The organism is Arenibacter certesii DSM 19833 (assembly GCF_000429545.1).
Lineage (GTDB): Bacteria > Bacteroidota > Bacteroidia > Flavobacteriales > Flavobacteriaceae > Arenibacter > Arenibacter certesii.
Genome location: NZ_AUCB01000011.1, coordinates 43,113 through 57,615, shown reverse-complemented (window position 1 = coordinate 57,615; position 14,503 = coordinate 43,113). Strand labels below are relative to the sequence as shown.

General features: G+C 37.6%; 11 protein-coding genes. 3 read left to right on the top strand and 8 right to left on the bottom strand.

All coding sequences use genetic code 11. From position 1 onward, the window contains the following. Positions 1–83: 83 nt before the first annotated feature. The 6 genes from G466_RS0106810 to G466_RS0106785 all read right to left on the bottom strand — a co-directional run bounded on the left by G466_RS0106810 (position 84) and on the right by G466_RS0106785 (position 5,663). Positions 84–572 carry a GbsR/MarR family transcriptional regulator gene (locus G466_RS0106810; RefSeq protein ID WP_026812989.1) on the bottom strand — a complete coding sequence of 163 codons (489 nt, stop codon included), beginning with the start codon at positions 570–572 and terminating at the stop codon, positions 84–86. A 200-nt stretch (positions 573–772) separates the two neighbouring features. Next, positions 773–1,666 (bottom strand): DMT family transporter, encoded by an 894-nt coding sequence (locus tag G466_RS0106805; protein ID WP_026812988.1) that lies wholly within the window; start codon positions 1,664–1,666, stop codon positions 773–775. A gap of 116 nt (positions 1,667–1,782) precedes the next feature. Continuing rightward, on the bottom strand, positions 1,783–2,610 hold the full coding sequence (locus G466_RS0106800; protein WP_034234895.1) for an META domain-containing protein: 828 nt from the start codon (positions 2,608–2,610) through the stop codon (positions 1,783–1,785). Positions 2,611–2,719: 109 nt separating this feature from the next. Then, positions 2,720–3,208 (bottom strand): GbsR/MarR family transcriptional regulator, encoded by a 489-nt coding sequence (locus G466_RS0106795; RefSeq protein WP_026812986.1) that lies wholly within the window; start codon positions 3,206–3,208, stop codon positions 2,720–2,722. 142 nt (positions 3,209–3,350) lie between these two features. Next, positions 3,351–3,854: a GreA/GreB family elongation factor gene (locus tag G466_RS0106790; protein ID WP_026812985.1), complete on the bottom strand. Its 504-nt coding sequence runs from the start codon at positions 3,852–3,854 to the stop codon at positions 3,351–3,353. Between the two features lie 306 nt (positions 3,855–4,160). After that, positions 4,161–5,663 (bottom strand): aldehyde dehydrogenase family protein, encoded by a 1,503-nt coding sequence (locus G466_RS0106785; protein ID WP_026812984.1) that lies wholly within the window; start codon positions 5,661–5,663, stop codon positions 4,161–4,163. Between the two features lie 601 nt (positions 5,664–6,264). Between G466_RS0106785 and G466_RS0106780 the strand changes: the two genes are divergently transcribed. Further along, positions 6,265–7,464 carry a CynX/NimT family MFS transporter gene (locus G466_RS0106780; RefSeq protein WP_051315555.1) on the top strand — a complete coding sequence of 400 codons (1,200 nt, stop codon included), beginning with the start codon at positions 6,265–6,267 and terminating at the stop codon, positions 7,462–7,464. 19 nt (positions 7,465–7,483) lie between these two features. Here G466_RS0106780 and G466_RS0106775 read toward each other — a convergent pair whose 3' ends face one another. Beyond that, the gene (locus G466_RS0106775) at positions 7,484–8,989 is read right to left on the bottom strand and encodes an aminotransferase class V-fold PLP-dependent enzyme (protein ID WP_026812982.1); all 1,506 of its coding nucleotides are present in this window, start codon (positions 8,987–8,989) and stop codon (positions 7,484–7,486) included. Positions 8,990–9,344: 355 nt separating this feature from the next. Between G466_RS0106775 and G466_RS0106770 the strand changes: the two genes are divergently transcribed. Next, positions 9,345–10,943 carry an arylsulfatase gene (locus tag G466_RS0106770; RefSeq protein WP_157373823.1) on the top strand — a complete coding sequence of 533 codons (1,599 nt, stop codon included), beginning with the start codon at positions 9,345–9,347 and terminating at the stop codon, positions 10,941–10,943. 187 nt (positions 10,944–11,130) lie between these two features. After that, positions 11,131–12,429, top strand: a complete 1,299-nt coding sequence (nhaA, locus tag G466_RS0106765) for a Na+/H+ antiporter NhaA (RefSeq protein WP_026812980.1) — start codon at positions 11,131–11,133, stop codon at positions 12,427–12,429. 415 nt (positions 12,430–12,844) lie between these two features. On the opposite strand, the gene G466_RS0106760 is transcribed toward nhaA, so the two are convergent. Further along, the gene (locus G466_RS0106760; protein ID WP_034234893.1) at positions 12,845–14,440 is read right to left on the bottom strand and encodes a sulfatase family protein; all 1,596 of its coding nucleotides are present in this window, start codon (positions 14,438–14,440) and stop codon (positions 12,845–12,847) included. Positions 14,441–14,503: the final 63 nt, after the last annotated feature.

The following is a 14,503-nucleotide window of genomic DNA, read 5'->3' as shown; positions in this document are numbered from 1 at the left end:
GTGCTGTGTAAATTATTCTTAGTTTAAAATGAGCAATAAAATTTTAGTGCGAAATTGTTGCGGTGATGGAATACAATAATTAATTATATAGATTGATTCTGTAAGGCGCTGATTTCCTGAATTTTCTGATCGATAGACTCCAACTGCGCTATCAAGTGTTCTTGATACATCAACCCCACTGTCTTATCACTATAATATTTTTCAGGATTGTTTAATTGATTGAAGGTTCTTACCTTATTAATGACTTCCAACTCCTTTTTAAGTAAACTTCCATAATGACTCATCGCATTTTTTACAAAATTCGGAGAAGTTTTAAAGTATCGTTTTCTGTCCCCAGTTTTTGTATAAAATTCCACATAATCTAGTTGCAACAAAACATTTAAGTTACTTGAAACAGAGCTTTTACAAGCTGCTGTTATCTCAATAATCTCATCAAAGGTTAAGCCTGCATTAGAGGAAAGTATTAATGTGGCATATATACGTGCCGCTAACGGGGCCAAACCGGCCCTTTCCTCCAAAGTAAGTCCTATCTCTTCAATAAGAACCTTTTTTTCTTGGAATACATCTGACATACCATCTAAATTTTACTGCAAAAATAGACTTAGTTCGTAACCTTACGAACTAATTGAACATAATTTTTTGTTAATAGTTTAATTAGTTATAAAAATAGGGTCAAGTAGCATTAGATAGCTACTACAAAGAAGAAAATAAACTGGCTAGTTAACCCTATTAAACGAGTGCCGTGAACCCTTAAAATAGAGGGCATTTAATTTTATGAAAGAAGTTTGGGTTTCTTGTTTTTTCCAATTAAATAGATTCCAATCAGGATTAGGATTCCCCCCACCATATACCATATTGTAAAGCGCTCACCATCCAGCAAACCCCAAATTACTGCCACTAAGGGTAGTAAATAGGTTACGGTGCTGGCAAATACGGGCGAAGTATTCTGTATGAGTTTGTAATATAAAATCATGGCTACAGCCGTCCCCATAATCGTTAGAATCCCAAGGTAGCCCAAGGCTTCATAAGTTGGGGTGCTGGCTTCAAAGTTTTGAAAAAAACCAGATAAAACTAGAATAATAAATGACGGAACCATCCATACAGAGAATACGGCACTTGATAATTGCAAGGAAGGAATATCTTGTAATTTTTCTTTAATGATAAGAGCATTAACAGCGTAACAAGCAGTAGCCAAAACAACTAAAAAGGCATAGAATAGTTGAGATTCCTCTCTGTTTGCTTCCGAAAAGTACATTAGGCTTCCCGCCCCAATAAAACCGATAATCGCTCCAATAAATTGAATCCATCTACTACGGATTCCAAAAAACAAAAATCCGAATGTCAGAACAAAAACGGGAACTAGTGAATCTAAAATTCCTGCAAGGGAACTACTAACCTGTGTTTGTGCCAAAGGAAAAAGAAACATAGGGAAAAAGTTTCCAAAAAATCCCGCCAGTATAACCCAAAACAGTACTTTCTTAGACATCTTCCGCAATGCGGGAATTCCAATATATGCCATTAACAAGCCAGAAACACCTACCCGGATAGCACCAATTTCATATGGCGTAAACACTAATAAGGATTTTTTGATCAGAATAAAAGAACTACCCCAGGTCAGTGCAATAATGAGGAGGAGAAACCATTTGTTTTCAATTAATTTTCCCATAGGTCTGTAAAGTTAAAAAGCAATTGCACCATGCAATTGCTTTTTAATAAATATTATCCTTTAATTATTTTGACAGGAATTTAACCTCCTGTTTATAAGCAGTATAAAGTATAACCTTAGTCTAGATAAACTGCCTCAAAAACTGCCAAAGGAGCTCTTCGTCCCACATTAAACATTAAAATATCTCCATCAATAGTATAGTTATCGGTAAGTTCAAAAACTTTAAAAAATGCTGCTTCATCAACATCAACATCTAGACAAGCCTTCATTGTTGAGAATACTTGAGAGAACCTAATGCGATTCCCTTCTTCAAGAGTATATCCTCCTCCAAATGTATTACAACCAGCAAATCCAGTAAGCCTATTTTCATTTGTCTTAAGAATAAAATAAATCTCACCCTCTTGATTATCGGCCATTTTTACTTCTTTCCCTTCTAAGGTCTTCAATTTCCAATATTTTTCTGTAATCAGGTCCTTTTGTACTTCCGCCTTTTTAAAAACGGCTAAGGGAGCCCTTCTACCCACATTTAACCTAAGCGTGTTCCCATCTAACGTATAATTGTCGGCAATATTAAATACTTCCAATACCTGAGACTCCTTTATAGACTCCTCAGGACAGGCCATACGGGTTACCCCAATTTGACTAAACCGAATCCTATTTCCTTCTTCTAAACTAAAATTTCCAAAACCAGAATTACATCCGAAAAAACCATTAAAGGTATTATCCTCAGCGTTCAGTATAAATCTAATATTTCTATCTTGGGCTTGGTCTAGAGCTACTTTTTCCCCTTCTAGTTCTGTAAGAATCCATTCTGTATTGGTTATTCCTAAATGTTCTTCCATTTCACTTTCCTTATTTGGAGCGGTTTCCGTATTTACTTTTTGAGTCTTACAACTAAGAACACTGATGGTAATCAGCAATATTGGAATCAATTTTATTTTCATTTTATTTATGAATTAAATTTACAAGCACAAAAGTATCTTTTAGTTCGTAACAATTAGAACCTCTAAGGATAAGATTTTGTTAAATATCTCAGTTATCAATAAATGGGAGTTACTGATTTTGATCTTCAAAAAGAGCAGTCATTTTTTTCAATGTAGTTTCCACTAGGTCATGCTGGGCCTTGATGTATTCTTCCATCAAGGTACCCATCGACTTTTCATTTACAAACTTCTCTGGGTAATGCTGTAGATTGTAGGCATTTATTTTGGAAATGAGTTCCGCTTCGCTATTTAAAGTCTGTGCATATTGCATTAAATACTTCTTCTGAAAAGATTTAGATACTTTAAAATATCGCTTTCTATCCCCCGGTCTAGTGTAATACTCAACAAAATTAAGTTGGGTGAGGACGTTAAGGTTAATGGAAGTAGAACTTTTACTAGATCCCAATGCTTCCCTTACCTCTTCAAAAGTGAGGCCGTCATAAGATGAAAGGGTTAAAAGCCCATAAATTCTTGCTGCAAGTGGGGACACCCCCATACGATCCCCAAAGCCCAGACCTATTTGTTCTATAAGCTGTTTTTTCTCTTCCGAAATATTCAAACTAATTGTTGTTTTAAAAATTTAGACCAAGATAATGAACTTATACCTCTAATTATGGAGATATCATCAAATGAAAAAATTTATCTGACGTCTACATATTTATTACTAAGGGAATTGATACACTATCCTTTCTTTTTCCTTCCTATATATAGCTAATATATAAAATTTGAAAAACCCTCTCCTCCTTTGCCAATTGCAAAATTGCCATGTCCCCTACTTTCTTTTCGATTAATATTTTTGCTATTGGAGAGACGAAGGAAACTTTTCCTTTTGTAATATCGGCCTCATCAACACCCACTATCTGAAATTTTTGAGTTTTGTTGGTAGCCATGATTTTTAAGGTAACCGTTGCCCCGAACCTAACTTCATCTTGTGGTTGATCTGCTAGATGTATTACCTTAGCGGTGGAAATTCTATTATTTAGCAATTGCAATCTTGCATTGTTATGGTTAATGGCAATCCTGCTTTCATTTTCATTGGTTCGATCTACATTAACAATCTCCTCCATTAGCTCTTCTTTCTCTGCCAATAATGCGTCTAACCCTATTTGTGTTACATAATTAGTAACCCCATGCGGTAAATCTGCTCTCGGAGGGACTATTGGAATTTCCTCCTGATCTTCTTCTCTTATAAACCCTCTACTCATAATAATGTTCTTGTTATAAAGCACATACTAGGCCATACCTTCACTATAAATTGGTAAACAGTTTATTAATTATCTTCGATATCACCAAATAAAACGAATTATTCAGGATTAAAAACATCAATAGAAACTCAATTTCGGTCCTTTTTTCCATCTACTTTATTAAGTTTTAGAATTTTTAACCCCACTGCCAATAATACAATGGAAATTGGTAAGATCAACCATTCCCATTTTAAGTTGCCAATATCGATAAAACAACAGAACCCCGGTTGTCCAGGGCTCTGCTAAGTGCTTAAGCCTAAACTTCAATTAAAAGAATCCCATAGGCTTTTTATCGTAGGAGATCAACATATTTTTTACAACACGATAGTGATCTAGTGCCATTTTATGGTTCTCACGTCCAAAACCAGATTCCTTAACGCCACCAAAGGGAGCGTGTGCAGGATAGGTATGGTATTGATTTACCCAAACCCTACCCGCTTGAATAGCACGAGGAACTTGGAACAATTCGTGGGAATCTCGGGACCAAACAACTGCACCTAATCCGTAAGGGGTATCATTGGCGATAGCGATGGCTTCTTCCGTAGAACTAAAAGTAGTAAGGGCTACAACTGGTCCAAAAATCTCTTCTTGGAAGACACGCATATTGTTCTGTCCTTTCAGTACCGTAGGCTGAATGTAGAATCCTTTAGAGAGTTCCCCTTCGTAATTACCAGCATCCCCACCAGCTAGTACCATTGCACCCTCTTCTTTACCAACGTTGATGTAGTTTAGGATTTTGTCATACTGTGCCTTGGATACCTGAGAACCTATCATTGTTTCTGGATCTAGTGGATTACCGGTCTTAACGTCTTTTAAACGTTCCTGCATCCTTTCTATGAAGAGATCGGCAATACGCTCGTGTACCAAAATACGCGATGGAGCAGTACAGATTTCTCCTTGATTAAGGGCGAACATTAATGCACCTTCAATAGCTTTGCTAAAGAAATCATCATCATGATCTGCAACAGACGGGAAGAAAATATTAGGAGATTTTCCACCTAGCTCCATGGTTACGGGAATAATGTTTTCCGCTGCATTGTGGTAGACCTTACGACCAGTTTTTGTTGATCCAGTAAATGAAAGCTTTGCAATTCGGTCAGAAGTTGCTAAAGCTTGTCCTGCTTCTGCTCCAAAACCAGTTACGATGTTCAATACACCAGCGGGAAGAATGTCACCAATAAGTTCCATTAAGGCGATAACACTAGTTGGGGTTTGTTCTGCTGGTTTAACAACAGCAGTACAACCAGCCGCTAGAGCCGGGGCTATCTTCCAAGCCAACATCAATAATGGAAAGTTCCAAGGTATAATCTCACCAACCACACCAATAGGTTCATGTAATACAATACTCACCGTGTTCTTATCGTGTTCCGAAATTGTTCCTTCATCAGCACGTATAACACCTGCAAAATAACGAAAGTGATCAATACAGTATGGGATATCCGCAGCACGGGCTTCACGAATTGGCTTCCCATTATCGATAGTCTCTAAAGTTGCCAAGTACTCAAAATTATCTTCCATCACTTGTGCTATCTTTAAAAGCGCATTGCTACGTTCTGTTGCCGAAGTAGTACTCCAAGATGGGAATGCCTCGTGGGCAGCATCAAGAGCAAGATCAATATCTTCCTGTGTGGATTGGGCAGCTTGAGTAAATACTTTACCATCTACTGGAGATACATTGTCAAAATAGTGTCCTTTTACTGGAGCGACGAACTTTCCGCCAATAAAATTTTCATATCTCTCTTTAAATTTGGGTTTTGTTACATTTGCCATTATTGTGATATTAAATTAGTGTTAGTGAATACAGCTCGTTTTAAGAGCACTTTTAATCAGCTATTCGCATAATCAACCTTTGCTTCTACATTTCTATTGTACTTGTGATGAATAGTTCAAAAACGATTTACCGTGGGGAAGAATAGAATGGATTTGAACATCACTCACGGGATTAAATACATCGGAAAGCCAACCCAATAAAATGTTATGGCAATAAATAGTGGTTGGAAAATTGAGTGAAGCTAGTAAGAACGTTTAAAGGTTATTCTCTTTAAAGTTGGCCTTACCTATTCCCATAAGAACATCCAAAAACGCCTTATTGGCATATTTAGCTTTAAGGTACGTATTATAATTTTAAAATAGGTCCGCGCAAAAGCTATTTATTTCAATATATAATAGGAATGGTGAATTTACGACCATTGAAAATAAAGTGATGTTCTAAGGCGGTAAATCATCTAAGTAGAGTCACTTAAACGAAAAATGTACTAGTTTATGTCACTATATTCAACTTTGTCGCCATAAATAAAATGGAAATAGCTCAAATCATCTTTAGGCTTTGATTAGTTTAGTATTGGCTATATTATTAACCATAAGCAGACCAATGTCAGAACAAAAGTCCTCTATTAAAAAGCGAAGATTTAGCTCCAACGATATCTTATTGATAGTAGGAATACTATTCATTGCCATAAATCTTAGACCTGCCCTGGCTAGCGTTGGCCCTTTGGTAAATCATATTAGGGTGTCAACAGGACTTTCCAATTCTATGTTGGGATTACTGACTACCCTGCCTTTGATAGCTTTTGGGATTTTCTCTTCCCTTACCCCTTTGTTTACTAGACGTTTTGGCATTGCTCGAACATTATTCGGCGCCCTACTTTTAATGGCCATTGGGATAGGAATTAGATCTTTGCAGGGTATATTCCCCCTATATTTAGGTACGCTTCTCTTTGGAATTGCCATAGCATTCGGCAATGTTTTACTACCTAGCCTTACTAAGCGAAATTTCTCATCAAACTCCGGTTTTATCACTAGCCTTTATTCTAGCGTAATGGCTATTGGAGCCTCCTTAGCTGCAGGAATTAGTGTTCCTCTGGCCGATAATACCAATTTAGGCTGGAGGGGTTCTTTAGCTGTATGGGCTATATTGGCTTTTATAGGTTTTCTAGTATGGATTCCTCAACTATCTCGGATAAGTATATCGGATCAAAAGCGCAATTATAAGGCGGCAATGAAAGCGCTCGGAAAAGCACCAAAAGCATGGAAAATAGCTTTTTTTATGGGTTTACAATCCCTTACTTTTTATGTGATTCTTGCATGGCTACCCGCCATTATCCAAAGCCGTGGATATGATGCCGATTATGCTGGCTGGATGCTTTCCTTATCACAGGCAACGGGAATTCTTGGATCCATAATTATTCCTCTATGGGCGGGAAAAACAACAGATCAAAGGTCTATTGTAATCATTTTAATGCTCGTAGAAAGTATAGGGGTATTGGGATTGTTACTTCCATCTCTAGGATACATTGCACTTTGGGTATCCTTAATCGGTTTTGTCCTGGGAGGTACATTTGGATTAGCGCTCCTTTTTATAGTCCTAAGATCAAAGGATTCTGATACCGCTACGGAACTATCCGGTATGGCGCAATCCATAGGTTACATGGTAGCCGCTACCGGACCCTTTATTTTTGGTAGTTTGTTCGATTTTACAGGAGGGTGGACCTACTCTCTAATCCTCCTATTTGTGGTTATCATCCTTAAAATGTATATGGGGATTGGTGCAGGAAAACCGGGGAAGCTATAATTGTTCCCCGATATTCATTTTATATATTAAACCATTCCTTAACCTCTTCAATAATCCTGTTATCGCCCTGTTCGCATTCATATTCGTTGCTGGCATTATTATACACGTAAGGGGTACTCCAATGTTCTATGTTTTCTGCGACCAATGCTATGGCATTACAGATCCGTATCACCTCCTCATCGGTCATTATCGGATGTAGTGAGATCCGTACCCATCCGGGTTTGTTGGTTAAATTCTGATTGTAAATTCCCTGTGTCATGGTTTTAGAATCATCCTGATCTATATTAAACAAATGATGACCGTAGGTACTAGCACAAGACCAACCACCGCGTACCTGAATCCCAAAACGATCGTTAAGCAATCTTACTATTAAATTATAATGGATGTTCTGAATTCCGAAAGATACACAACCGATGCGTTTTTGGTCCTTACAACCCAAAATGTAAAGTCCGGGGATATCTTGTAGCATATTAAAACAAAGTTGTAATAGTTCCTCTTCACGTTCCCTCATCTTATTAACATCCATTTTCTCTTTTAGCCCCATGGTAAGCGCAGTACGCATCACCTGAAGAAAGCCTGGTGTACCCCCATCTTCCTTGGTTTCAATATCATCATTATAGGCAAATCCTCCCCATGGATCGGTCCATTTTACATTACCTCCACCAGGCACATCGGGAACCTGTGTATTGTATAGTTGTTTATTAAAAACTAACACCCCACAGGTTCCTGGTCCGCCCAAGAACTTATGGGGAGAGAAAAATATAGCATCTAATTGCGCTTCGGGGTCAGCGGGGTGCATATCCATTTTTACATAGGGAGCCGAGGCTGCAAAATCCACAAAACAGTATCCCCCGTGCTGGTGCATAATTTTTGCAAGTTCCCCATAAGGGGTAATGATCCCTGTAACATTAGAGCAGGCCGTAAAAGATCCAATTTTAAGGGGACGATCTTTATATTTATCTAGTTCCAAGCTCAACTGCTTTGGATCTACCAATAAATTTTCATCGGAAGCTAGGATTACCACATCCGCTATAGTTTCCATCCACGGCACATGATTGGAGTGATGTTCCATATGGGTAATGAACACCACAGGTCTTTCTTTCTCGTGTAATGTAATTTTATTTTTAACCACATCTGGCCACCGAAGCCCCATAATGCGCTGTAATCGCGCTAGGACCCCTGTCATTCCCGTACCACAGGTCACCAATACATCATTTTCGTTAGCGTTTACATGCTTTTTAATAAGGTCTCTAGCGTGCTTATAGGCGTAGGTAGATGCCTTTCCTGTTTCACTGGAAAACGAATGGGTATTAGCCACCATTGGTCCAATCTTATTACACATGATATCTTCTATAGGCGCATAAAGTCGGCCGCTAGCGATCCAATCTGCATATAGCAGTTCTTGTTTCCCGTTCAATGATTTAAAAACATGTGAATTCCCAATAATATGGGGTCTAAACTGTTGAAAGTGATTTTCTAAACTTGCTAATTCCTTTACTGTAGTACTTTTAGACGCTCTCTTCATTTTCTAATTATGTATTCTATTCTCAAAATAGGCTCTCGGATTTATAACTCTTTATCACATAAAAGAAATTATCAAAACCCCATAAAAAACCATACTTCAAAAGTAAGGCTATTTGCCATTTTGGGGGTATGGGAGTTGAAGAATTTTTTAATCCTATAACTTTTCTTTCACCAGTGACTGCTAAAATATGCCGGTCCGTAATGGAGAGCAATCCCGGGTTTTAGATTTATATTATTAGTAATCACCACTGGAATTCGTATAACAAGATATTCTTCTTTGTTCTGGAAATATAACTGTAAAGTGAGTGTTCCAACCATCTAATAGATTCCTTACCTTTAAATTATATTAACTGACGATGTCATCTGATAAAAAATCCATGCATAATCAAATTAATCCCCGTCCTATCATTCTCTTTTCCAGAAATTATGGTTCCTTATTATATGTACTCTTCCTTTCCATCAGCTTATTAGGTTGCACTAATCAAAACGAGCGAGATAAGCCTAATATTATCCTGATTTCTGTTGATGATATGGGTTGGTCGGACTTAGGATGCTACGGTGGGGAAATAAACACTCCCAATTTGGATCAGCTAGCCCAAAATGGAATGCGATTTAGGAATTTCTACAATGCGGGAAAGTGCTTCCCCTCCAGAGCCGCCTTATTGACCGGCGTGTATGCCCATGATTCTGGATATGACCAAACGCATACCAATCCCATTCGCAATGCGGTAACCCTAGGTGAGGTACTACAAGAGGCCGGTTATGCCACTTATTACTCAGGGAAACACCACGGAATTGACAATCCATATGATAGGGGGTTTCAACGTTTTTTTGGTTTAATAGATGGGGCCTTTAACCATTTTAACCCAGGTCAACAAAGGGAGGGAGAACCTCCGCCAGCACAAAAAAGAAATGATCGGCAATGGGGAATAGATAGTATTATTTATAGCCCTTACACCCCAAAAGAAAGGGATTTTTACTCCACAGATTATTTTACCAATTATGCCTTGGATTACTTGGAAGAAAATAAAAGCAACCCTTTCTTTTTATACCTTTCCTATACCGCGCCACACGATCCGCTAATGGCTTGGCCAGAGGATATAGCAAAATATAAAGGAAAGTATAATCTCGGCTATGACCATATTAGACAAAAAAGGTTTGAAAAACAGAAGTCGACTGGTTTGTTAGACGATAAGGTAACTCTCCCTGAACCTACTCATAGGAATTGGGATAGCCTGTCCCCCAAAGAACAAGAATATGAGGCATCTGTTATGGAGGTTTATGCGGCTATGATAGACCGTATAGATCAGAATATAGGTCGACTTTTGGCGAAGTTGGAAGAAATTAACGCTAGTGAAAACACTATAATCCTTTTTGTATCAGACAATGGAGCTTCGGCAGAGGTGGTGGATTTAAAAGATGATGATGATAATGCACCTCTAGGATCCATAGCACGATGGACGTCTCTAAAAAAGGACTGGGCCAATGTGTCCAATACTCCCTTTAGATTGTACAAGAATTATAATAATGAAGGTGGAATAAATAGTCCGCTTATTGCTTATTGGCCAAAAAGGATACACCCCAATACTTTTACAAACTATCCGGGACATTTTATAGATTTCATGGCCACTTTTATTGAAATTTCGGGGGCTACTTATCCAAAAAGTTTTAAAGGCGAGAAAATCACCCCCCTCCGCGGCAAAAGTCTTGTACCCGTTTTTAAAAATCCAGAAATGGAACGGGAAGGCCCTTTATTTTGGGAGTGGAGAAATAGTCAGGCAATGCGACTCCAAAACTGGAAGATTGTCCGTAACGATAAAAATGCTCCTTGGGATTTATATAATATGGCAAATGATCTTACGGAAATCAACAATATAGCAGGAGACCATAAAGAGATGGTATTGAAGCTTAATGATATATATATCAATTGGGTTTTAAAATACAATCAGGAATAAAAGAGTACATCAAATTCAGCAGGTAAAAAACACGGCATAATTTTTCAGAAATCATAATGAAAACCCCAGTAAACAGGTTTAAATCGGAGATTATGAAAAGTTAAAAATAAATACTGCTACCTAATTGAATTCTAAAGAATATTACTATTTTTGAGAGTATAATGTATAAATACAACAAAATTTCAGAATGTTAAAGAGAAGAATACTTATCCCTTTACTAAAATTCTCCAAAGTAGAAAGTTTTAGTGGCATCTTGCTATTTACTGCAACCATTATTGCGATGTTATGGGCAAATTCTAGTTATAGTGAATCTTACCAAGCCTTATGGCACTATCATCTCGGGATAAGTTCAGAAACGTTTGAGTTTACGCTACCATTGATCTATTGGGTCAATGATGCATTAATGGTGTTATTCTTCTTTTTGATTGGGTTAGAAATTAAACGGGAGCTACTCATTGGAGAGTTAAATAGTATACGTAAAGCTGCCTTGCCTATGTTTGCAGCTGTAGGAGGGATGATAATTCCTATGAGCTTATTTCTATTTTTGAACGACTCGCCAGAAACACACGCTGGATGGGGTATACCCATGGCAACAGATATTGCATTTTCGCTTGCTATTTTAAAAGTATTGGGCAACAGGGTCCCGTTAAGCCTAAAGATATTTTTAACAGCCTTTGCCATCGTGGATGATTTAGGTGCAGTTATTGTAATTGCCCTATTTTATAGCACAGGGATAGATTGGATGCTACTTTTTTACGCTTTTGCACTCCTAGGATTACTTTTCTTTTTGTCTTATCGCAATTTATATTCCAAATATCTTATGATCACCCTTGGGATCGTGATATGGATTCTATTCTTTAAATCGGGTATTCATCCCACAATCGCCGGGGTTTTACTTGCATTTACTGTTCCTTTAAGGCAAAGGATAGATATGGATTCTTTTATGAACCAACTTTCTGAAATCTCGAGGGGTTTTGCTAAAACTGAAAGGGATTATCTTCCCGTTTTATCTAGTGAACAAATTGTAAAAATGGATGAGTTAGAGGCTTTAGGCAACAAATTTAAATCGCCTTTGCAGCGATCGGAACATGCGCTGCACGGATGGGTTGCTTATTTTATTATGCCTGTTTTTGCGCTAGCGAATGCAGGGGTTGCGGTAGGTGGCGGCATGGAATTGAACACCTCGTTATTGTTTCATATTGCTATTGCCTTATTTGCTGGAAAATTAATAGGGGTTACCCTTTTCTCTTGGATAGGAATTAAATTGAAGCTAGCAATTTTACCGGATAATATTCCGTTTCGGCGCATTATAGGAGTTGCAATATTGGCTGGAGTTGGTTTTACCATGTCTATATTTATCGCCAACTTGGCCTTTGTAGGGAAAGAAGTGATAATAGATTCTGCAAAAGTAGGTATTATGGTTGGTTCTGGGATATCAGGGATCATAGGGTATCTTGTTCTAAGGTTCACAAGTCCCAGTAATTGACCAAAACGATAAGGACAGTCAAAATTTTTCACTACTCCATTTTAATTTTATCAATATAAAATACAAATAACCCTGTGAGGATTTAAAATTCTCACAGGGTTATTTTTTTGTCGCACAGTAGTTAAAGTTGAGCAAATTCAAATAGGTTTTATAGAAGCCTATGTATAGGTTCAAACCTACTTCCTTATATCCCAGCCTTTAATCCCTTGGAGTGGATATATTCAACTCTTTTTATTATTAATAAGTTCTGACCTCTTGTATCTACGGCACAGGTATATAACTTTATATAAAATAGAAGAGCTCTACATTCCTAATAGAGCTCTCCTTCATAATGTAATGTTAAATACCTTTCTATTGGAGTAAGATGAAGATAAATAACCCGATAATCGCAGGTCCACCAACAAAAATTTTATCCCTAATCCTCTAAGTTGTTGTGATTTTTATCTTGATACAACTGTATATAATGATTATCCAAAGCTTCAGAATCCTTGTATTTCTCACGGATTTCCTTCAATTTTTGTTTCATCTCGGCAACAACATCTGAATATTCAGGATCATTAAACACATTGTTCATTTCTTGGGGATCATTAAGTCGATCATACAATTCCCATACGTCCACATCATGGTAGAAATGAATAATCTTAAATTCTTTGGTAGCAATACCGTAATGTCTTTTTACCGCATGTTCTGCAGGGTATTCATAGTAGTGATAATAAACGGCATCCCTGTCCCAAAGTTCTTTTTTACCCGTTAATAGAGGCACCAAACTTTCACCTTGCATGTCTTCCGGTGCATTTACCCCTGCCATCTCCAAGAATGTTTGGGCGAAATCTAGATTCTGAACCATTTCATCTTCCGTAGTTCCGGGCGTTATTTTATTAGGCCATTTTATCAATAGCGGCGTTTTAAAAGATTCATCATACATAAAACGCTTATCAAACCAGCCGTGCTCACCAAGGTAAAAACCTTGATCCGAAGTGTAGATCACTACCGTATTTTCTGAAAGGTTATTCTCATCTAAATAGGTCAACAATCGCCCTACGTTATCATCAACGGAGGCTATGGTACCTAAATAGTCCTGAAGATATCGCTGATACTTCCACTCCATCAACTCTTTATCATCCATAGAAGAATAACGTTTTTCAAAATCTTCGTTAATGGGACCATACACGCTATCCCAACTACTACGTTGCTCTGGAGTCATGCGGTATACTTCATTTCTATTCATCCCTGAATTAATATCAAGTCGTTTTAAAACATCTTCCTCAATCTTATTATCATAAGACAAGTGCATATGATTTAAAATATTCATTTCTGCAGTTTTCGCTGCTACCCTACCCTGGTAGTCGTCGAACAGCGTTTCTGGCAAGGGGAATGTTTTTTGAGTGAATTCCTTATAGTGCTTCTCATCTGGATACCAAGCTCTATGTGGAGCTTTGTGGAGGTACATTAATAAGAATGGCTTTTCTGGAACCCTGCGATGCTCCATCCAGTCCAAGGCCAAATCGGTAGTAATATCCGTAACATATCCACTAATTGTAGTATCCCCTTTCTGTGTAATAAATTTTGGGTTGTAGTAACTACCTTGCCCAGGCAAGATTTTAAATTCATCAAAACCTTTTGGATTATTTCCAAAATGAAGTTTCCCAAACATAGCAGTTTGGTAACCGGCTTTTTGCAGAATTTGCGGAAAAGTTACATTGGTAGTATCAAACTTACTAAGGTTATCTATCTTCCCATTAAGGTGACTATGCTTCCCAGTAAGAATCACCGCCCTAGAAGGAGCACAAATCGAGTTTGTAACACTCGCATTGGTAAAGAGCATACCTTCCTCTGCAATCCGATCTATGTTGGGAGTTTTAATCAGCTTATCACTATAAGCGCTAATGGCCTGATAGGCATGATCATCCGACATGATAAAAATAATGTTGGGCTTAGCTATTTTCTCTTGTTCTTTTTCGGAACAGGAGTTAAAAAGCATCAACAAACTAAGAACATACAAATACTTCATAATTAAAATAATAAATTAAATAAATTCTACACGCAATATAAACATAGAAAACAAGGACCAATT

Coding starts and splice junctions, on each gene's coding strand:
- nhaA (WP_026812980.1), top strand. CDS start 11,131: ATGTTAAAGAGAAGAATACTTATCCCTTTACTAAAATTCTCCAAAGTA.
- G466_RS0106760 (WP_034234893.1), bottom strand. CDS start 14,440: ATGAAGTATTTGTATGTTCTTAGTTTGTTGATGCTTTTTAACTCCTGT.
- G466_RS0106800 (WP_034234895.1), bottom strand. CDS start 2,610: ATGAAAATAAAATTGATTCCAATATTGCTGATTACCATCAGTGTTCTT.
- G466_RS0106785 (WP_026812984.1), bottom strand. CDS start 5,663: ATGGCAAATGTAACAAAACCCAAATTTAAAGAGAGATATGAAAATTTT.
- G466_RS0106790 (WP_026812985.1), bottom strand. CDS start 3,854: ATGAGTAGAGGGTTTATAAGAGAAGAAGATCAGGAGGAAATTCCAATA.
- G466_RS0106770 (WP_157373823.1), top strand. CDS start 9,345: ATGTCATCTGATAAAAAATCCATGCATAATCAAATTAATCCCCGTCCT.
- G466_RS0106810 (WP_026812989.1), bottom strand. CDS start 572: ATGTCAGATGTATTCCAAGAAAAAAAGGTTCTTATTGAAGAGATAGGA.
- G466_RS0106805 (WP_026812988.1), bottom strand. CDS start 1,666: ATGGGAAAATTAATTGAAAACAAATGGTTTCTCCTCCTCATTATTGCA.
- G466_RS0106780 (WP_051315555.1), top strand. CDS start 6,265: ATGTCAGAACAAAAGTCCTCTATTAAAAAGCGAAGATTTAGCTCCAAC.
- G466_RS0106775 (WP_026812982.1), bottom strand. CDS start 8,989: ATGAAGAGAGCGTCTAAAAGTACTACAGTAAAGGAATTAGCAAGTTTA.